This is a genomic window from Curtobacterium sp. MCBD17_013 (assembly GCF_003234565.1).
GTDB lineage: Bacteria > Actinomycetota > Actinomycetes > Actinomycetales > Microbacteriaceae > Curtobacterium.
Genome location: NZ_QKTU01000011.1, coordinates 24,932 through 44,410, shown reverse-complemented (window position 1 = coordinate 44,410; position 19,479 = coordinate 24,932). Strand labels below are relative to the sequence as shown.

Here is a 19,479-nt window from a genome sequence, read left to right as displayed (position 1 = left end):
TGGAGGTCGACAGAGGTCACAGTCGGATGGTCCTTCCGCGGGTGACGAGGAGCTGGGCGACGGAGATCACGACGGTGACGATGAAGAACACCGTGGCGTTGGCCATCTGGTACGCGTAGTCGCCGCCCGTGAAGCCGCCGAAGATCGTCATGGCGACGCTGCTGGTCGCGGTGCCGGGGCCACCGTTCGTCAGACCGACGATGACGTCGTAGGCGCCGAGGTAGCCCTTCACGCCGAGCACCGTGTTGATGACGATGAACCCGGCGATGAGCGGCAGCGTGATGGAGCGGAACTGCTTCCAGGAGCTGGCGCCGTCGAGCGCGCTCGCCTCGTACAGGTCGTCCGAGATCGCCGTGAGACCGGCGGTGTACACGAGCAGGGCTCCGGGGATCGTCTGCCAGGCGGACACGATCACGATGGCGAGCCACGCGAGGTCCGGGTTGCCGAGGATGCTCTGCTCGAGCGGGTGGAACCCCACCGCGGTGGCGAGGGCCGGCAGCGAGTTCGAGAACAGGTAGTTGAACACGTACGCGACGACGATCCCGGAGATCACCATCGGGATGACGAACACGCTCCGCAGCGGCGCCGCGAACCGGATCCGCCGCGACAGCGCCACGGCGAGCGCCAGGGCGATCACCTGCGCGACGACGACCGTGACCGCCGCGAACCCGAGCGTGAAGCCGTACGAGGCGATGATGTTCGGATCCGTGAACAGCGTCGTGTAGTTCCGCAGCCCCAGGAAGGACCACCGGCCGTACCCGACGTAGTTCGTGAAGCTGTAGAAGATGCCGATCACGGCGGGCACCACGACGAACGCGGTGAACAGCGCGAGCGCCGGGAACAGGAACAGGGCGTAGATCGGGTCGACGCGCCGCCGCCGAGCGGGCCGGGTCGTCGGTCTCGGCGGCAGTTCATCGGCGGTTCGGTCCGACAGGGGTGCTTGCAGGGTCACGATCGCTCCTCGTCGAGGTCGGACATCGTCATGGGGGTCATACGAGCGCGTCCCGTCCGGCGAGGCGCCGCCAGTCCGCGTCGAGCTGGCGGAGCATGCCGTCGAAGTTCCCGCTCCGCGTGGCGGACTGCAGGTAGTTGCCGAGCGGGATCGAGTTCGGCATGAACGTCCCCGCGCCCTGGTAGAACGCCGCCCGGTCGACGAACGGCTGGAGGCCCGCCACCCGCTCGTCCTGCTGCGCGGGCGCGCCCTTCCGCGTCGAGTACGCCAGGTTGTCCTGGTTGTAGGCGTCGATGACCGACGGACGCATGAGGAACTCGACGAGTTCGCGAGCTTCCTCGCGGTGTGCCGTCGCGGTCGGGATGTAGAGGCCGAGGTCGATGTTCACCCGGGCCTTGCGGTCCGCCGGGTCCTCCGAGACGGGCAGCGGGAACGTCCCGACCGACAGGTGCTTGTCGACGAGCGCGATCTGCCCGAGGGCCCACGGCCCCTGCAGGTACATCCCCACCTGGCCCTTGCCGAACGCCAGGTTGCCGTCGGCGTACGAGCGGACGGCGTGGTCGGGGTTGAAGTACGTCGAGATCGTCTTGGCGCGTTCCATCGGGACCGCCAGGGTCTTCTCGAACGAGACCTCGGAGTCGGGTCCGACGTCCGTGCCGAGTTCCTTCATCCGCCGGAAGAACCGTCCCGTGTCGACGAGGCTGCCGACCGCGTAGTCGAACAGGCCCTGCCACAGGGTCCACGTGTCCTTGTCGGTCGCGTAGATCGGGGTGATCCCGGCTTTCTTGAGCTCCTTGCAGACGTCGACGAACTGCGACCACGTCTCGGGCACCGGCAGGTGGTGGTCGGCGAAGATCTTCTTGTTGTAGATGACGCCGGCCGCCGCGAGGGAGTAGGGCAGCACGCTCGTCCGGCCCGGGTACGTCGCGTACTGGTCCGTCAGGGAGCGGATGTCGGTGCGGACGGTCCGGGCCGAGGGCAGGTCGGACATGTCGCTGAGCACGCCGCGCTTGATGTACCGGGCGAGCTCGAGGTTGTCGTTGAAACAGCCGACGTCCGCCGGGGCACCGCGCACGAACTGCGGGGCGATCACGTTGGTGGAGTCGTGCACCACCGAGATGCCCGGCCGCTCCCGCTCGAACTGGCGGAGCAGCGTGTCGAAGTAGGCGATGACCTCTTGCTTCTGCTCGTAGAACCGGAGGTGCGTGGTGCCGCCGCCGGCACCGGGCGCGGCACAGCCGGCGAGACCGAGCGCAGCGAGTGCGGTGGAGCCGACGAGGAAGGACCGGCGGCTCACTGAGACAGGACGGGACACGCGACATCTCCCTTGATTGCGGCGTGCGCGCCAATTTATAGCGCTCAAAATCCGGTGTCAAGCGGGCCGCTCAGCGGTGGCCGCCGGGGTCCGTCCCGTCCGACCAGGGAGGCCGCCTACCCTCCGGAGCATGACCGACGATCGACGCCGCGAACTCGGCTCCACCGACGCGCCCGTCGAGGACGAACTCCTCGAGTCCTTCGAGGCGACGATCGAGGAGGGCGCGGAACGGCTGCAGCGGACCGTGCGGGCGGTGCTCATCACCGGGTTCTTCGGTGGTCTCGAGGTCGGTCTCGGCGTGATGGCCTACCTCGCGGTCCTGACCGAGACCGGGAGCCACCTGCTCGCGGGACTCGCGTTCGGCATCGGGTTCATCGCCCTGCACCTCGCGCACAGCGAGCTGTTCACCGAGAACTTCCTCATGCCCGTCGCGGCCGTCGTCGCGCGCGAGGGGAGCCTGCTGCAACTCCTCAAGCTGTGGGGTGGCACCCTCGTCGCGAACCTCGTCGGCGGGTGGGTGTTCATGTGGCTCGTCGTCCAGGCGTTCCCCCAGTGGCACCCCACGCTCAGCGAGGCCGCGCACCACTACATCGACGCCCCGTTCGACCTGCAGAGCGTCGTGCTGGCCGTGCTCGGCGGCAGCACCATCACCCTGATGACCCGGATGCAGCAGGGCACGGACTCCGATCCGGCCAAGCTCGTCGCCGCCGTGGCCGGCGGGTTCCTGCTCGCGGGCCTCCAGCTGTTCCACTCGATCCTCGACTCGCTGCTGGTGTTCGGCGCGATCCAGAGCGGTGTCGACATCACGTACGGACAGTGGCTGGGGTGGTTCGGGTACACGCTGCTGTTCAACCTGCTCGGCGGCCTGGTGTTGGTCACGGCACTCCGGCTGCTCCGGACGAAGGAGCTGATGCAGGGTCGGCGACAGACCTCGCACGACCACCCGGATCGCGCTTCCCACCAGCAGGCGGACTGACGCACGCGGTGGTCGGGTGCGGGGTCAGACCCCGAAGCCCTCGCCGCCGGTCACGGGCACGACCGCTCCGTTGAGGAACGTGCTCTGCGCCACCCACCGGATGACGTCCGCGATCTCGTCGGGACGCCCCACCCGCCCGAGCGGGATCCGCTCGAGAAGGGCTCGACGGTGCTCGTCCGTCATCGGGGCGAGCATGTCGGTCTCGGTCGGGCCCGGTGCGACGGCGTTGATCCGGATGCCGCGCGGGCCGTACTCCCACATGACCGACCGCATGAAACCCTCGAGCGCGGCCTTCGACGCCGTGTAGTGGCTGCTGCCCGGGATGCCGACGCGCGCGCTCTCGGACGACACGAGCACGATCGAGCCCGACCGCTGCCGGTTCATCGCCTTCGCCACGTGTTTCGTCGCGAGCATCGCCCCGACCAGGTTCACCTCGAGCACCTCGCGGATCGACGCCGCGGTCATCCGCACCAGGAGCTCCTGCGGTGCGACGGCGGCGTTGACCACCGCGACGTCGAGCCGTCCGTGCTCCACCGCCGTGCGCACCGCGTCCGCCACGGATCCCTCGTCGCGCATGTCGGCCTCGACCCCGACGACACCGGACGGGACGCCCGAACCACGGTGCGTGCCGACGACGCGATGGCCGGCCTCGAGGAACGCCGTGGCCGTCGCGGCGCCGATGCCCCGCGATGCCCCGAACACGATCACGGACAGCGGTTCGACGTCGGTCTGCACGGGTCGATTATCTGCTACGGTCCTGTTCGTGCGGGGCGGATGCCTCGTGAGCATGGCCGCTGGACAGCGGCTCAGGCTGGACGTTCTGGGGCGCGGACGCGCTCGGTCCGGCCCTGCCGTGCCCGCCCCGGGATCCCGAGCGCGGAGGCACAGGATGGCGAACACCGAGGTCGATCCCGTCGGCCGGTGGGTCGTCGTCGATCACTTCGGTGCCGTCACGACCCTGCTCGCGGTCGGTGACCAGGAGCACGCCGGGGTCAGCCCTCGGCGGAACCTGGACCGCCGCGCGCGCGAGGTGCTGCTCCCCGCACTGTCCGAGGTGATCGGGTCGGGCGCGGCCCTGCGACGCATCGTGCATCTGGGGGGCGATGCGTACCAGGTCGACGCCCGGCCCGTGATCACGCCGGACCGGTCGCACGTGACGGGTGCGTACGGCGTGTTCGTCTCGGCCGCCGACCCCGTGCCGGAGCCGCCGCTCATCGGTGCCTGGCAGTGGACGGTGGACACGTCCGGCAACAACGTCGGGTCGACCTCGTCGCAGTGGGACGCCGACCTCTACCGGTTGCACGAGTTCACCCCGGACGAGGTCCAGTCGAGCCGGGGTCCGGTCGGCGACTGGTTGACGCGACTCCTGCCGTACGAGGAGCGTGCTCGCGTGAAGACGACGGTGGACGCCGGGCTCGCGGCCGCGAACGGGGTGCACCAGCTCCTCACCTTCGGTGCCGTCACCCGCCCGGACACGCCGAACCCCGGCCGCAAGCAGTTGGCTCTCGTCGGCACGTCGACCGTCCTGCCCGACCGGCCGGGCGTGTTCTACGCCTACGGGTTCACGCGGGAGGTCCCGAAGCCGAGCACGTACCGCACGACCGGTCTCGACATCGTCGACGCGGCGGAGTTCGCCCGCGCCTACTTCGCGCTCGCGGGTGACGTCGCGTACGCCGCCGTCGACTGCCTCCAGTCGTCGACGTTCATGACGTCGCCGAGCTGGGGGCGGCTCGGGCTCCACGAGCCGTTCGAGGGCGACATCGCCTCGCTCGCGCTCGCGGAGGACCGTCCCGCCTTCGAGGAGTTCGTCGCCGCCGCGCGTCGGAGCGTCGACCACGACGCGGCCACGCACGACGTGCGACTCGTCCGCGACGACGGCTCCCCCGCCCGGTTCCGCGTCCGCGCGGCGCGGGTGGACCGCACCGCGGCGGCGAGCCGGTACCTGCTGCTGTCGTTCGAGGCACGCTCGTGAGCCTCCTCGCCGGCAAGACCGTGCTCGTCTCGGGCGTGTTCACCGAGTCCTCGATCGCGTTCCGCAGCGCCGCGATCGCGCAGGAGCAGGGCGCCACCGTGATCCTCAGCGGGTTCGGGCGGCGCCGTCGCATCACCGAGGCCGTCGCACGACGGCTGCCGACGACCGCGCCCGTCGTGGAGTTCGACGCCGAGGAACCGGCCGACGTGGGCCTCCTGGCCGGCCGGCTCCGCGAGCACACCGACCGACTCGACGGCGTCGTGCACTGCATCTCGGCGAGCCTGCCGTCCGTGGTCGGCGACGGGTTCAGCGATGCCGAGTGGGACGACGTCGCCCACTCGTTCCGGGTCTCCGCGTACTCGCTGCAATCGCTCGTCCGCGGCGCGGACCCGCTGCTCGGCGCGGGCGCGAGCGTCGTCGGGTGCACGCTCGACGCCTCCCGTGCCTGGCCCGTCTACGGCTGGGCCGGCGTCGCCAAGGCGGCGTACGAGTCCGTGAACCGGTACCTCGCGCTGCACCTCGGTCCGCGCGGCATCCGCACCAACCTCGTCGCCGCCGGCCCCGTCGACTCGTTCACCATGCGGGCGATCGAGGGCATCGACCAGGTGAACGGCCTCTGGGAGGACCGGGCCCCGCTCGCCTGGGACCGCACCGACCCGACACCCGTGGCCAGGACGATCGTCGCGCTGCTCTCCGACTGGCTGCCGGCCACGACCGGGTCGATCGTCCACGCCGACGGCGGGTTCCACGCGGTCGAGTACTGACCGGCGCCGGAGGTCGACCTGGCCGGGACGTGGAAATGCCCCGGCGGACTCGGGGGAAGCCCGCCGGGGCGGATCCGCGGAGTTGGGGGGAACGCCGCGGACAGGTCGATGGTACCCCTCGCACGCCGCATCGCGTGGTCCGGAGCGCCGTCTCACCATCCCGTGTCGAGCGTGTGCTGCACGAGGAGGGCGGTCAGGACCTGGACGACCAGGCCGGACCATCGCCAGCGGGGCGAGAGCAACGCCGTCCCGACGAGCACCCACGGTGCGAAGGGCAGCCAGATGCGCTCCACCTCGGCCTTGCTCATCCCCGACACGTCGGCGAGGAACACCATGGCGGCGCCGGCGAGTGCCAGGACCACCGGGACGACGGCCGCCCGAGGGAGCCGCCGGTACGCATGGATCCAGCCGTGACCGCGCAGCACCGCGCGCGCTCGCACGAGCGTCTGTGCGACGGCAGGCCCGATCACCGGTCCGGCGCTGAAGGCGAACGCGGCGAGGTCACCCCAGACCCAGTACCCGAACGGACGCTTGTGTGCCACGCCGTTGTAGTACCGCTCGCGGAGGACCGGGTACGCCTCCCACCAGGCGAACCCCCACAGCGCGAACGCCCCGACGACCGCGACGGCACCGAGCAGCCCCCACACGAGTGGTCGCCACGAACGTGCCGCGACGAGCACCCCCACCGCCAGGACGCCGAGCAAGGGCAGCCCGTAGGAGAGCATGACGCTGTACCCGAACAGCAGTCCCGCTGCGACACCCCACGCGGCGGCGGCCCCGCCGCGCCGGCTCGTCGCCGACCGGGCCAGCAGACAGGCCGCCCAGGCGCCGCACGCAGCGAACACCGCGTCGGCGGAGACGGCCGACCAGACCGCTGCGGGACCGAGGACGAGGAACGGGGCGGCACGGCGGGCGGCGGAATCGGCGCCGAGGGTACGCAGGGTGAGCAGCACCGCGACCGGCGTCGTCGCCGCGACGAGCAAGGTCATCCAGCCCGCCGCCAGGCCGGTCGTGAACCCGAGCCGGACGAGGACCACGTAGAAGAGCAACGCCCCGGGCGGGTGCCCGGCGATGTGGACCGGCCACTTGCCCGGGCCGCCCACGATGCGTGGGACGAACCCGTGGAGGGTCTGGGCGAACGGATGCCCAGCCACGGCCCGCGCCGTGTCCATGTACTCGTACGGGGTGTCGAGGACGTGACCGATGCCGTGGGAGCCGTCGACCAGTGCGAGCGCCGCGAACCACGCCGCCGTGACCGCGTACGCGCCGGGCACGAGCACCGCCCAGCGCGCCCGAGCGGCCACCCGGTGTGCGAACACCACCCCGAGCACCGCCAGCGCCACCGCCGGCAGTGTCCCCGGCCCGACCCGCGGGTCCCAGTGCGCGTGCAGGGGCGGGAACGCGATGACGTGCACGCGCCAGCCGGTCAGTCTCGGGATCAGCACTGCCGCGGCCATCAGGAGGACGGCGACGGCCAGGCCGACCACCGCTGGCGTCCGCGGTCGTCGGACGTGGTGTTCAGGAAGGGACATGGATCTCCGGTTCCGGCCGTCGAGGAAGCGTCTCATGCAACCAGATCACAGGCCCGACTGGGCGGACGGCTGCACGATCGCGCGCCGCGAGCGCACGCGACGTCAGCCGAGCGACTGATGCTTGGCCTGCACGACGCGCCGCGCGGCCGCGTCGACCTGCTGCCGGAAGGACGCGTCGGTCCGGGCCTTCGCGACGACCGCGTCGACCATCGGGTCGACCACGCTCGGATCGGCGGAGGCGAGCACGATGTCCGATCCCGCCTGGATCGCCAGGACCGCGCGTTGCGCCGGGGTCCACTGCTGCACCTGCGCGGCGGTCGAGAGGTCATCGGTGACCACGACGCCGTCGAACCCGAGCTGGCCGCGCAGCAGGCCCTGGACCACCGTCGGCGAGAACGCGGCCGGCATCGACGGGTCGATCCGCGAGTAGTACGCGGTCGACGTCATGACGAACCGGGCGCCGTCATGGACCTCGGCGCGGAACACCTGCACGGACGGGCTGTCGGCGGTCGTCACGCTGTCGGTGACACCACTCGTGTAGTCCGTGTTGCCCGTCACGTTCCCGAGGCCCGGGAAGTGCTTGACGACGCTCTGCACCCCTGCGGCTTGGAGACCCCCGCGGAACGCGTCGGCCGCGCCCGTGATCGTGCCCGGGTCGAAGCCGAGTTCGCGGCGGTACCGCCCGATCGGCGGGTTCGCCGCCGCGGTCGCCGCCGAGGGCAGGAGGTCCACCACCGGCCCGAGGTCGAGGTCCACCCCCGCAGCCGCGAGCTGCCGCCCCCACGTCACCGCGTCGTCGTGCAGCGCGGCCGGCGGCATCGCGCCCTGGGCGAGACCGTCCGGGATGTCCGAGAACCCCGGGCCACGGAGCACCTGCACCTGCCCGCCCTCCTGGTCCGTGGCGACCAACATCGGCAGTCCCGCGGTGGTGTCGTCAGACACCAGACCGGTGACCTGCCGGACGACGGCGGCGGTCGCGGCCGTGCCGGACGTCGAGCGGCCGGAGAGGAACACGTTGCCGACGTGGTGCGTCCGCACCGCCTCGAGCGCCTGGGCGCCCGCCGCGGTCGCCGGGGTGCCCACCATGAACAGCTGCCCGACGCGTTGCTCGAGCGTCAGGCCGGCGAGCGGGTCGGGGGTCGGCGTCGGAGTCCGGGTCCCTGTGGGGCGCGACGGGGAGGCGGAGGCGGGCCGGGAGGATCGCGGCGACGGGCCTCCCGGCGTGGACGGACCGACGCACGCGCTGAGGACCGACGCGACGACGAGCGCGGTCGCGGCGGCGAGGAACGGGCGTGCCCGGCGGCGGACGACGGAGCAGGCGGGCACGGACATGACGTGGGCGATGGTAGGCGGCGCGGCGCGGGAGCGGCTGAGCGCACGGCAGCCGGCCGAACTCCGCCGGCAGATCGACCACGACCTCGAACCCCGCGGCGTCGGCGGCTCGGAGGCGCAGCCCTCACGCCTCCGAGCCCCGATCACCGCTCCGTCGGCTCGTCCGGATCGTCGATGTCCCGCCAGTTCCCGATGACCGGGAACTCGGTGACCCGCAGCCGAGCCGATCCGTACGGCACGAGACGGAGGTCGTCGTCCGGTCCGTGGTCGAGCACCGGGCTGAACGGCGGCGTGTCCGCCTGTGCCCCGGCCATCCGCCACTCGGTCGCGCGCGCACCCGGGGCGTGCAGCACGACGGGCGCACGCCGCCGGTGCTCCAAGGACCAGGGGGCAGCCGGGACTGCACCGCGGGTCACCCGCCATCCCGCAGCGTCGCGGACCTCGGCGAGCGCCCAGTTCCACGACCCGCGCGCGTGCACCTCCCATTCGCCGATGCCGGGCGCCCCGTCGTGCTCCACCCACCGCTCTCCCGGCGAGTACACCATCGTCAGCGGCCCGAGCCGCACCGCGGCGGCCTGACGCTCGCGCCGGACGACCCGGGCCCGCATCGGCAGGACGAGGACGACGTCCCCCGTCGCCGACCAGTCGCGTTCCAGGGTCACGTACCCGTCCACGACCGGGAGGCCCGCATCGGCCCCCGGCGATCCGATCGCCACACGGACACCGCCGACCGTCAACTCGGCGCCCTGCGCCCACGACGGGACGCGCAGCCGCAGGGCGAACGGCGTCGTGCGCGAGGTCGCGACCCGGATCCTCACGGTCTCGTCGAACGGGTACTCGGTGTCCACGACGATCGACACCGCATCGTCGTCCACCTCGGTCGCGATCGCGGACGGCGCGTAGGCGACGACCCGCAGCCCGTCCGCGTCGCGCAGCCACAGGTGCGACACGAACTTCGGCCACCCCTGGTGGAGGTTGGCCGTGCAGCACCCGAAGTGGGGTTCGAGTCCGAAGATCCCGGCGTCGTCGGACGAGAAACTCCACTCCCGCCGGCCGACCGACACCTCGACCTGGTTCGCCTGCTGGTGGTACTGGTGCCCACGCATCTCCGGGTCGCTCGACGCCGGGAGCAGGTTGTACGCGAGCGACTCGAGCCGGTCGCCGTCGATGCCGCGTCCGTACACCTGCGCGTGCACCTCCGTGGTGAACATCATCTCGACGACCTGACAGGTCTCGATGCCGGCCGTGGCCTCGCGTCCGCCGAGCCACTCGTCGCCGGAGAACCATCCGCTCGCCTGCCCGTGCCAGCGGTCGAGCGCGGTGAACGACGCCTCCGTCCGAGCGGTGTGGCCACGGACGTCCCGGTCGCGGAGCGCCGAGACGGCTCCCGTCTTCAGACCCATGGCGACGTTCGGTCCGTGCGTCCGGTGCGAGAACGTCCGGGCCGGGCCGGTGATCAGGTCGCTCGCCAGGTAGTCGTCCCACCGGATGGTCTGCGCTGCCAGCAGGTCGACGAGGTCGAGCAGCCACGGGTCGCCGGTCCGCTCGTACAGCCACCACACGGACAGCGCGTTGTCGGCGCCCCGAGCACGTCCCCACGAGGTCAGCGGCCGGCCCGGGAGCGCGGAGAGCTGGTGCCGGAAGTACCGCTCGAGGAACGGCGGCACCCGCTCGTCGCCCGTGGCGTCCGCGTGCTGCGTGAGCACCTTGAGGGCGACCATCCGCGGCCACCAGTCGTCGTTGCCGATCGGCCCGAAGAACCCGTCGTCGCGCTGCGATGCGAGGATCCACTCGATCCACGGCGTCGCCAGGGCGAGGAGCCGGTCGTCCTGCAGCACGTGCGCGAGCGGGACCAGCCCGTCGAGGTAGTACGGCCCGCGCTCCCAGTTCTCCCCCGCTCCCCCACGCCAGCCGCTGTCCGGCCCGACGTCGGGCCAGATCGCCTCGAGCTGCCCGGTGATGTTGTCGGCCTGCAACCGGAGCTGGTCGAGCAGCCAGCCGCGTGGCGTGATGCTCCCGAGCGGCAGCGGCCGGTGTGACCGCCCCTCGGTGGTCGTGGTGGTGGTGCTGGTGATTGTCATTTGATCGATCCTCCGATGAGGCCTCTGGTGTAGTAGCGCTGCAGGGCGAGGAACAGCACGACCACCGGAACGGTCGCGACGCACGCGACCGCGGTGAGGAGTCCGGGGTCGATCACCGGGACCCCGGGGATCTTGAAGGACGTGCTGATGCTCGACAGCGCGAGCGGGAGTGTGTACTTGCTGTCCGTCGACAGGAACGTCACCGAACTCAGGAGGTCGTTCCAGCCGGCCATGAACCCGAACAGCGCGACCGTGACGAGCCCTGGCCACGCCAGCGGGAGCATCACCGAGCGGAGGATCCGCCCGGTGCCGGCGCCGTCGATCGCTGCCGCGTCCTCGAGTTCCGACGGGATGCCGTCGAAGGTGTTGCGCATGACGAACACCGAGAACGGGAGCTGGAGTGTCACGAGGACGAGCACCACCCCGGCCAGCGAATCGAGCAGCCCGAGCTTGCCGAGCACGATCGACAGCGGCGTCAGCAGTCCCTGGAACGGCACGACGAGTGGCGCGAGCAGGAGGATGAACACGACCGACGAGCCGCGGAACCGGATCTTCGACAGGGCGTAGGCGGCGAGCGTCGACACGAGCGCCACGAGGACCGCGACCGCGATGGCGACCACGAACGAGTTGACGATGTTCTGCCGCAGGTCCACCGACGGGTCGAACACCTTCCCGTAGTTCCGGAGCGTGAGCGTCGCGAGCGACTCCGGCCCGATCCCGCGGGCGTCGGCGTCGGCCGGCAGGAACGACCGGAACAGGATGTAGACGACCGGCGCGATGAACAGGAGCGCGAGCACCGTGCCGATGGCGACGTAGGCGACACCACTCGCGTCGGGCCCACGCCGCCGCCGCGCGGGCGCATGCGGCAGTCCGGTCCGGTTCGCGGCGTCCGGTCTGGAGGCTCGGCTCGCGTCACGCCGAGGCGCCGCTGGCGTTCGCTTCGTCACGTCCGTCGTGCTCATCGCTCGTCCTCCGCACTGGTCGAGCGCAGCGCCCGCAGCTGGACGATCGCGATGACGAGGATGATCACCGTGAGGATCATCGACAGGGCGGCGCCGTAGCCGAGGTCGTACCGGACGAACGACTGCTGGTACGTGTACATCACGGTCGTCGTGGTCGCGCCGCTCGGGCCGCCCTTGGTCAGCACGTAGAACTGGTCGAAGACGAGGATCGAGCCGGACACCGCGAGCAGCAGGCAGAGCGCGAACTGTCGCCGGACGAGCGGGAACACGACGGACCCCTCGCGACGCCACCATCCGGCGCCGTCGATCTTCGCCGCCTCGATCACCTCGCCCGGCACGGCCTGCATGCCCGCCATGAGCAGGATCATCGCGACGCCCATCGACTTCCACACCGTCAGGACGACGACCGCCCAGAACGCCGTGTCCGGTGCCGTGAACCACGCGGTGTCCCCGTTGGTCACTCCGACCGACCGGAGGAGCACGTTGATCGCCCCGGTGCCCGGCACGAGCAGCACGTTCGCCATGTAGGCGGCGGCGGTGAACCCGATGACGACCGGCATGAAGAACGCCGTCCGGACGAAGGAGACGAACCGCCCCTCACCCCGGACCATCGTCGCGGCGGCGTAGCTCACGGCCATCCCGACCGGCACCGACACGACGGTGAACAGGAGCGAGAACACGAGCGAGTGCCAGAACGCCGCATCCTGGAACGCCTGTACGTAGTTCCCGACGCCGGCGGGGCTGACCCGGCCGAGGAGGGGCCAGTTCGAGAACGACATCACGACGAGCAGCACCATCGGCACGACGAAGAACACGACCGCGAGGACGAGCGCGGGGGCGACGAGCACCCATGCCAGTGTCTGGCGCCGACGGCCGGCGGAGCGCGGCCGGGCACCCATGCGCCCGTCCGCGACCCCGGCGAGCGCCGAGGAGGTGACGGCCGTCACTTCCCGACCTGGCTGTAGGCCTGCCCGATGAGCGCGTTCGCTTGCTTCTCGGCGCTCGCGAGGGCCGTCGAGGCGTCAGCGCCCTGGAAGATCACCTTCTGGGACTGCTGTGCCCACGGACCGTTGGGGTCGTTGATCACCGCGTTGTAGGCGATGCTCTTCGGGAGCTTGCCGATCGCGAGCGTGTCGACGATGTCCTTCGACCACTCGTCGGTCGCGAGGCTCTTCGCCACGGTGAGGTCCGGTGCGATCCAGCCCTGCGAGAGATCGATCCGCGCGGCCTTCTTCGAGCTGACGAGCCACTTCATGAGGGACCACGCACCGTCGCTGTTCTTCGCACCGGCCGTCATGCCGATCTCGTCACCGCCGAGGAAGGAACCAGAACCGCCGTCCACGCCGGGGATCCCGACGGCGCTGCCGAAGTCGGCCTTCTTCGCGGTGAGGGTGTTCGCGCCGGTGAACACGATGCCGACCTTGCCGTTCAGGGCGTTCTCCTGCCCGACGTTGCCCGGGTCCTGGTTCGGTTCGTCGGTCTTCTGCATGAGCCCGGACTTCCACATGTCCTGGTACCAATCGACCATGCCGACCAGGTTCTTGCTGGTGAACTCGGCCTTCTGGCTCTTCCCTGCCGCGGTGAGGACGCTACCGCCCTTCGCCCACGCGCCCGGGAACCCCGTCCACGCCTGCCCGACGCCGCCGAGGGTCGAGAATCCGGTGACGCCACCGCCGAGCCCCTGGATCTTCTCTGCAGCGGCCTTGACCTCGGCGAGGGAGGTCGGCGGCTTGGTCGGGTCGAGCCCCGCCTTCTCGAACAGGGACTTGTTCCAGAACATCTGCGATCCGGTCAGTGCCACCGGCAGGGCGTACTGCTTGCCGTCGAGCCTGCCGATCGCGACGCCAGCCGGAGCGAGGTCGCCCTTGTCCGGCAGCTTCCCCGCCTTGTCCGTGATGTCGGCGAGCAGACCCTGCGTCGCGAGCAGCGGCGTGTTGACGATGTCGTAGCTGACGAGGTCGGGCACGGATCCCGCTCGCGCCGAGTTCGCGAGCTTCGTGAGGTACTGATCGGCCTGGATCGTGGAGATCTTCACCGTGACGTCCGGGTGCGCCTTCTCGTACGCCTTGACCTGGTCCGTCAGGTCGACACCGCCGTCACGCTGCCAGAGCGTGACGGTGCCCTTCGCCGCATCGCCGCCTCCACCGGCCGAGCCACTCGCAGAACATCCGGCCAGCCCGATCACCGCGATCGTCAGGGCGGCCGCGGCGACCGAAGTCCGCCGCGTCATCGATGTCTTCATCGTCATCTCCCGCATCTCTCCTTGCCGCACCGTTGCCGCAAGATTTGCTGTGTTTGCTGACGCTATGGCTCGCGGTGTGGCGATGTCAATGCGCCGATCCGACCAGTATTGCGGCAATGTTTGCCGTGTGCCGTACGCTGGCAGCGGGAGGAGGACGCAGTGGTCAACCGACGTGAAGTGACCCTCGCCGACGTCGCCGCGCGAACGGGGGTGTCGGTCGGCACGGTCTCCAAGGTCCTCAACGGCCGGGGGCAGATCGCGGAGGAGACGCGGCAACGCGTCAGCGCGGCCGCCACGGAGCTGGGACTGACGGTGCGCGCCCCGGGGCGGACGGTGCCGGGCGCCGACCGTGCGGTCGCCCGACCGATGCGCGGGTTCGCTGGTGCGCCAGGGTCGGCGGGCGTGGCCCCAGGCCGGTCCTTCCTGGTGGGTGTGCTGTCGACGGACGCCTACGGCCGCTTCACCATCCCCATCCTCACCGGCGCCGAGGACACCTTCGGCCCGGGCGAGGTCTCGATGTTGCTCGCCGAGAGCCGCGGCGACCCGATCCGCGAGACGCACTACGTGCAGACGTTCCTCAACCAGCGCGTCGACGGCATCGTCGTGACGGGGCGCTCGAGCGATCCACGCCCGTCGATCACCGAGCTGCTCGGCGTCCCCGCCGTGTACGCGCTCTCGCCGTCGCTCGACCCCGACGACGTCTCGATCGTGCCGGACGACGAAGCAGGCGCGGCCCGAGCGATCGACCACCTGCTCGGATCGGGCCGCCGCTCGATCGCGGTCATCTCGGGTGCCCGACGACACACCGCGAGTTCGCACCGCGTCGAGAGCGCGAAGCGGGCGATCGCCGCCGCCGGCGCCACACTCGCCAGCGGCGACGCGATGTACGGCGAGTGGAGCGAACGGTGGGGGTACGAGGCCGCGACCCGGTTGCTCGGGACGCAGTTCGACGGGGTGTTCTGCACCAGTGACCAGATCGCGCGAGGCGTCGTGGACTGCCTCCGTGAGGCGGGCATCGTGGTGCCGACCCAGGTCGGCGTCGTCGGCGTCGACAACTGGAGCGTCATCACCGACGCCGCGCGGCCGAGCATCACGTCGGTGGACCTCAACCTCCGGGAGGTCGGGCGCCAGGCGGCGGACCTGCTCATGCGGATGATCCAGGGTGAGCAGGTCACGGGCGGCGTGCGCACGGCGGACTGTTTCCTCGTGGCACGGCAGTCGACGTGAGCGACGAGGCCGACCCGCGGCTGCGGCGCACGTTGGCGGCAGCCGGGCTGCCGCCGACGGGGCGGTACCTGCTCAAGGCCGGCTGGGTGAGCCGTGCCTGGGTCGGTGACGAGTACGTCGTCCGGCTGAGCGACGGACGGATCCGTGACGCCTACGACCACGAAGCCAGGGTCGTCGACCTGCTCAGTGGCAGTGCCGTTCCGCACGCTCGGCACATCGCGCACGGCGACGGCCCGGACGGACCCTGGTCCGTCTCCGAACGCCTTCCGGGTCGGACCCTGCACGACGCGTGGCCCTCGGCCGATCCGAGCCTGCGGCGAGCGATGATCGAGAGCCTCGGAGCCGCGTTGCGCGCACTCCACGGCGTTCCCGTACCGGATAACCTGATGCCGCCGTGGCTCGCCGACGCGCTGAACGGAGGGTCGTGGCCCGCGTACCACCCACCCGTCGTGCACGCGATGCTCCAGCTGGTCGAGGACGCCCGTCGTTCACCCACGCATGACCCGCGCCTGCTCGCGGACGTCGCCGACTGGATCGGGGAGCGACTTCCGCTGTTCACGGCCGAGCACCACGTCCTCGTCCACGGCGACCTCCACGGGTCCAACGTGATGGTCGACGGAGACCGGGTCACCGGGATCATCGACTTCGCGGAGGCACTGGCGCAGCCAGCGACCGCCGAGCTCGACACGATCCTGCGCTGGTGCGCTCGACCGTCCGAGTTCCCCCCGACGCCCGACGCTCGAGGGCTCGACGGGCCATCGCTCGCCGAGGTCCCCGGTTGGCTACACGGCGCCTACCCGGAGCTGTTCGAGCGCGAGCACCTCCGCGAACGGTTGGACGTCCACGACCTGTTCGTGGCGCTCGCGATCGCCGCACATCATCCCGACCCCGAGGTGCGCGATGTGGCGTGGGGTCGCGTCGCCCACCTGCTCTCCGGTCACAACCATCTCGACGGACTCGTCTGGTAGGTCGGGAGCCTCCTGATCAGGCGCACCACGCGGTGACCGGTCAGCCTGCACAGCCCCGGCGCGGCGTGGAGGACCGCGCCGGGGCACCGGCACTCAGCTGCCGTGCGCCTCCTCGGCGACCGGCTGCCATGCGCGCCACGTCTCGAGTCGGCTCGCGTAGTCCTTCTCGGCGATCCCGAGCGGCGCCGACCCGAAGAAGACGCGCAGGGGCGGCTCCTCGGCGTCGACGATCCGGAGGATCGGCCCACGGGTGGCGGCCGGGTCGCCCGCGCTGGCCGCGGCACGGCTCGCGTTGCGGGCCTCCCGGACGTCGGCGTAGGCGTCGATCTCGGCGCTCGTCGAGGACGACGGGCCGGACCAGTCCGTGGAGAACCCGCCGGGCTCGACCAGGGTGACCGTGATGCCGAAGCCGGCGACCTCCTGGGACAGCGACTGGCTGAACCCCTCGAGCGCCCACTTCGACGCGTGGTAGATGCCGGTGATCGGGAACGCGCTGATCCCGCCGATGCTCGACACCTGGATGATGCGGCCCGACCGCTGCTCGCGCATGATCGGGAGCGCCGCCTGGGTGACCCAGAGGGCCCCGAACAGGTTCGTCTCGAGCTGGGCGCGCGCCTCCTGCTCGCTGATCTCCTCGATCATCCCGAACTGTCCGTAGCCGGCGTTGTTGACGACCACGTCGAGGCGCCCGAAGCGCTCGGCCGCCTGCTGCACCGCTGCGAAGTCGGCGTCACGGTCGGTGACGTCGAGACGGATCGGGAGGAACGTGTCCGGGTACTGCTCGGTGAGTGCGCGGACGTCGTCCAGGTTGCGGGCGGTCCCGGCGACGCTGTCGCCGCGTTCCAGGGCGGCCTCCGCCCATTCGCGTCCGAAGCCCCGGGACGCGCCGGTGATGAACCAGACCTTGCTCATACGTGTTCTCCTTCGTGGTCAGGGCCTCCATCGTTCTCCGGCTCCGGGGACGGCACTCAGGCGGGCTGCTGCGTCTGCCGCTCGCCACTCCGGCGCTGGTCCTCGGAGCCGACCGGTGTCCGTCCCGACCAGGGCGTTGATACAGTGCTCACACTCTTCACCCAGGCGGCCGATGGCGCCCGCCCCGAGGACCCTGCTGTCCGCGGGCGGACGGCGATGCCGCCGCTGCAACGGAAGCTGGTCAACGATGCCCTCCTCACCGACACACACGCTCCGGACGAGACGGTCACGCCGTCGCCTGTTCGGTGCCGCCATCGCCGTCGGCGCCGCCACACTCGGCGTCCTCGCGACCACCCAGACCGCGATCGCCGCACCGACCCCGCCGTCCTCGGCGTTCGGGCCGAACGTCGTCGTGTTCTCCCCCGACATGCCGCAGGCCGACATCCAGGCGAAGGTCGACGCCGTGTACGCCCAGCAGTCCGCCAACGAGATGGGCTCGCAGCGGTACGCGCTGCTGTTCGAGCCCGGAACGTACGGATCGAGCACGAACCCGCTCGACATCCGCGTGGGCTACTACACCGAGGTCGACGGTCTCGGGCAGGACCCGTCCGGGGTGACCATCAACGGAGGCGTGACCGCGACCGGTACCGACGGCAGCGGCGCGCTCGACACGTTCTGGCGATCGGTCTCCAACCTGACGATCCACGTCGTCCCGACCGCGGACGCGTGCCACACGGGCAGCGAGATGTGGGCGGTGTCCCAGGCGGCGCCGATGCGCCGTGTCCACGTCGAGGACTACACGACGTTCATGCCGTACTGCGAGAACCCGAACTACGCGAGCGGTGGATTCGTCGCCGACTCCGAACTGCAGGGCGGGGCGCTCAACGGATCGCAGCAGCAGTTCTACGTCCGCAACTCGGACCTCGGCGCCGGCTGGTCGAACGGCGTGTGGAACCAGGTGTTCTCCGGCGACGTCAACGCGCCGGCGCAGTCGTTCCCCCAGCAGCCCTACACGACGCTGGCGACGACACCGGCATCGCGCGAGAAGCCGTACCTCTACGTCGACGCGAACGGCGCCTACCGGGTGTTCGTGCCCAGCGCGCGAACGAACTCGGCGGGGACGACGTGGGCCACCGGGCACACGCCCGGGCAGTCGCTGCCGCTGAGCAGCTTCTTCGTCGCCCACCCGTCGGACTCCATCGCGAAGATCAACTCCGCACTCGCCCAGGGCAAGGACCTGCTCGTCACGCCTGGCGTCTACGACGTCGCACAGAGCATCGCCGTCAAGCGAGCAGACACGGTCGTCCTCGGGCTCGGCATGGCCACGCTGACCGCCCAGAACGGCGCCGTCCCGATGACCGTCGCCGACGTGCAGGGCGTCGACATCGCCGGCCTGACGTTCGATGCCGGTGCCGTGAACTCCCCGGCGCTGCTCCGCGTCGGCACGGGCCACGACAAGGGCGGCAAGCACGTGGCGAGCGCCACGGACCCCACTGCCCTGCAGGACGTGTTCTTCCGCGTCGGCGGCCCCCACGTCGGCAAGGCCACGACGAGCCTCGAGGTGAACAGCGACGACACGATCCTCGATGACATCTGGGCCTGGCGCGCCGACCACGGCGTGGCGGGCTCCGTCGGCTGGACCGTGAACACGGCCGACACCGGCGTCGTCGTGAACGGGGATGACGTCACCGCGACCGGCCTGTTCGTCGAGCACTACCAGAAGGACAACGTCATCTGGAACGGTGAGCGCGGTCGGACGGTGTTCTTCCAGAACGAGCTCCCGTACGACGCCCCGAACCAGGCCGCGTGGCAACACGACGGGGTGAACGGGTACGCCGCGTACAAGGTCGCGGACGACGTCCGGACGCACGAAGCGTGGGGCCTCGGCAGCTACATCTACACCAACGTCGACCCGACCCTCCACGCGACGCAGTCGTTCGAGGTGCCGAACACGCCCGGGGTCGTCATGCACGACCTCACGACCGTCGCGCTGAACAGCAACGCCGGGACGATCGACCATGTGATCGACGGCCAGGGGCCCGCCGCCACGAGCGCGAACACGGGGCAGCCGCAGACCGTCACCACCTACACCAACGGGACCGCTCAGTAAGGTCCAGGGCACCATCGAACGCCGATGGCCGGGAGCACACGCTCCCGGCCATCGGTGGCTCGGCGGTCGTGGTGGCGGGTTCGACGAGCGCGCGACCGGCTCGAGGGCGCTCTCCGCGCCTCCCCCGCGGGACC

At 70.9% G+C, this 19,479-nt stretch carries 16 protein-coding genes; 6 read left to right on the top strand and 10 right to left on the bottom strand.

Going from position 1 to position 19,479, the window contains the following annotated elements:
• Positions 1 to 16 precede the first annotated feature (16 nt).
• Positions 17 to 952 (bottom strand): carbohydrate ABC transporter permease, encoded by a 936-nt coding sequence (locus DEI81_RS12005; RefSeq protein ID WP_375334773.1) that lies wholly within the window; start codon positions 950 to 952, stop codon positions 17 to 19.
• Between the two features lie 37 nt (positions 953 to 989).
• Positions 990 to 2,249: an ABC transporter substrate-binding protein gene (locus DEI81_RS12000; protein WP_111010956.1), complete on the bottom strand. Its 1,260-nt coding sequence runs from the start codon at positions 2,247 to 2,249 to the stop codon at positions 990 to 992.
• A 148-nt stretch (positions 2,250 to 2,397) separates the two neighbouring features.
• Between DEI81_RS12000 and DEI81_RS11995 the strand changes: the two genes are divergently transcribed.
• The gene (locus DEI81_RS11995) at positions 2,398 to 3,243 is read left to right on the top strand and encodes a formate/nitrite transporter family protein (protein WP_111010955.1); all 846 of its coding nucleotides are present in this window, start codon (positions 2,398 to 2,400) and stop codon (positions 3,241 to 3,243) included.
• 24 nt (positions 3,244 to 3,267) lie between these two features.
• On the opposite strand, the gene DEI81_RS11990 is transcribed toward DEI81_RS11995, so the two are convergent.
• Positions 3,268 to 3,978, bottom strand: a complete 711-nt coding sequence (locus DEI81_RS11990) for an SDR family NAD(P)-dependent oxidoreductase (RefSeq protein ID WP_181434960.1) — start codon at positions 3,976 to 3,978, stop codon at positions 3,268 to 3,270.
• A gap of 154 nt (positions 3,979 to 4,132) precedes the next feature.
• Between DEI81_RS11990 and DEI81_RS11985 the strand changes: the two genes are divergently transcribed.
• Positions 4,133 to 5,215 (top strand): hypothetical protein, encoded by a 1,083-nt coding sequence (locus DEI81_RS11985; RefSeq protein WP_111010953.1) that lies wholly within the window; start codon positions 4,133 to 4,135, stop codon positions 5,213 to 5,215.
• Complete coding sequence (gene fabI / locus DEI81_RS11980) at positions 5,212 to 5,979, top strand: enoyl-ACP reductase FabI (RefSeq protein ID WP_111010952.1); 768 nt, start codon at positions 5,212 to 5,214, stop codon at positions 5,977 to 5,979. The genes DEI81_RS11985 and fabI overlap by 4 nt, the downstream gene beginning before the upstream one ends.
• Positions 5,980 to 6,131: 152 nt before the next feature.
• Here fabI and DEI81_RS11975 read toward each other — a convergent pair whose 3' ends face one another.
• The 6 genes from DEI81_RS11975 to DEI81_RS11950 form a co-directional block, all read right to left on the bottom strand.
• Complete coding sequence (locus tag DEI81_RS11975; protein ID WP_111010951.1) at positions 6,132 to 7,511, bottom strand: hypothetical protein; 1,380 nt, start codon at positions 7,509 to 7,511, stop codon at positions 6,132 to 6,134.
• A gap of 102 nt (positions 7,512 to 7,613) precedes the next feature.
• Positions 7,614 to 8,843 carry a glycoside hydrolase family 3 N-terminal domain-containing protein gene (locus DEI81_RS11970; RefSeq protein ID WP_111010950.1) on the bottom strand — a complete coding sequence of 410 codons (1,230 nt, stop codon included), beginning with the start codon at positions 8,841 to 8,843 and terminating at the stop codon, positions 7,614 to 7,616.
• A 143-nt stretch (positions 8,844 to 8,986) separates the two neighbouring features.
• Positions 8,987 to 10,924 (bottom strand): beta-L-arabinofuranosidase domain-containing protein, encoded by a 1,938-nt coding sequence (locus DEI81_RS11965; RefSeq protein WP_111010949.1) that lies wholly within the window; start codon positions 10,922 to 10,924, stop codon positions 8,987 to 8,989.
• Positions 10,921 to 11,886, bottom strand: a complete 966-nt coding sequence (locus DEI81_RS11960) for a carbohydrate ABC transporter permease (protein ID WP_111010948.1) — start codon at positions 11,884 to 11,886, stop codon at positions 10,921 to 10,923. The genes DEI81_RS11965 and DEI81_RS11960 overlap by 4 nt, the downstream gene beginning before the upstream one ends.
• Positions 11,883 to 12,833, bottom strand: a complete 951-nt coding sequence (locus tag DEI81_RS11955) for a carbohydrate ABC transporter permease (protein ID WP_111010947.1) — start codon at positions 12,831 to 12,833, stop codon at positions 11,883 to 11,885. The genes DEI81_RS11960 and DEI81_RS11955 overlap by 4 nt, the downstream gene beginning before the upstream one ends.
• On the bottom strand, positions 12,830 to 14,134 hold the full coding sequence (locus DEI81_RS11950; RefSeq protein WP_181435406.1) for an ABC transporter substrate-binding protein: 1,305 nt from the start codon (positions 14,132 to 14,134) through the stop codon (positions 12,830 to 12,832). The genes DEI81_RS11955 and DEI81_RS11950 overlap by 4 nt, the downstream gene beginning before the upstream one ends.
• A 153-nt stretch (positions 14,135 to 14,287) precedes the next feature.
• Between DEI81_RS11950 and DEI81_RS11945 the strand changes: the two genes are divergently transcribed.
• Both DEI81_RS11945 and DEI81_RS11940 read left to right on the top strand, forming a co-directional pair.
• Positions 14,288 to 15,355, top strand: a complete 1,068-nt coding sequence (locus DEI81_RS11945) for a LacI family DNA-binding transcriptional regulator (protein WP_111010945.1) — start codon at positions 14,288 to 14,290, stop codon at positions 15,353 to 15,355.
• On the top strand, positions 15,352 to 16,323 hold the full coding sequence (locus DEI81_RS11940) for a phosphotransferase family protein (RefSeq protein ID WP_258368683.1): 972 nt from the start codon (positions 15,352 to 15,354) through the stop codon (positions 16,321 to 16,323). Before DEI81_RS11945 ends, DEI81_RS11940 begins: the two co-directional genes overlap by 4 nt.
• Positions 16,324 to 16,416: 93 nt before the next feature.
• Here the strand turns inward: DEI81_RS11940 and DEI81_RS11935 are convergent, their stop codons facing one another.
• On the bottom strand, positions 16,417 to 17,235 hold the full coding sequence (locus DEI81_RS11935; RefSeq protein ID WP_111010943.1) for an SDR family oxidoreductase: 819 nt from the start codon (positions 17,233 to 17,235) through the stop codon (positions 16,417 to 16,419).
• A 247-nt stretch (positions 17,236 to 17,482) separates the two neighbouring features.
• On the opposite strand from DEI81_RS11935, the gene DEI81_RS11930 reads away from it, so the two are divergent.
• Complete coding sequence (locus DEI81_RS11930; RefSeq protein ID WP_111010942.1) at positions 17,483 to 19,345, top strand: adenylyl cyclase; 1,863 nt, start codon at positions 17,483 to 17,485, stop codon at positions 19,343 to 19,345.
• The last annotated feature ends 134 nt before the right edge of the window (positions 19,346 to 19,479 follow it).

Coding starts and splice junctions, on each gene's coding strand:
- DEI81_RS11995 (WP_111010955.1), top strand. CDS start 2,398: ATGACCGACGATCGACGCCGCGAACTCGGCTCCACCGACGCGCCCGTC.
- DEI81_RS11985 (WP_111010953.1), top strand. CDS start 4,133: ATGGCGAACACCGAGGTCGATCCCGTCGGCCGGTGGGTCGTCGTCGAT.
- DEI81_RS11975 (WP_111010951.1), bottom strand. CDS start 7,511: ATGTCCCTTCCTGAACACCACGTCCGACGACCGCGGACGCCAGCGGTG.
- DEI81_RS11970 (WP_111010950.1), bottom strand. CDS start 8,843: ATGTCCGTGCCCGCCTGCTCCGTCGTCCGCCGCCGGGCACGCCCGTTC.
- DEI81_RS11965 (WP_111010949.1), bottom strand. CDS start 10,924: ATGACAATCACCAGCACCACCACCACGACCACCGAGGGGCGGTCACAC.
- DEI81_RS11960 (WP_111010948.1), bottom strand. CDS start 11,886: ATGAGCACGACGGACGTGACGAAGCGAACGCCAGCGGCGCCTCGGCGT.
- DEI81_RS11950 (WP_181435406.1), bottom strand. CDS start 14,134: ATGACGATGAAGACATCGATGACGCGGCGGACTTCGGTCGCCGCGGCC.
- DEI81_RS11935 (WP_111010943.1), bottom strand. CDS start 17,235: ATGAGCAAGGTCTGGTTCATCACCGGCGCGTCCCGGGGCTTCGGACGC.
- DEI81_RS11930 (WP_111010942.1), top strand. CDS start 17,483: ATGCCCTCCTCACCGACACACACGCTCCGGACGAGACGGTCACGCCGT.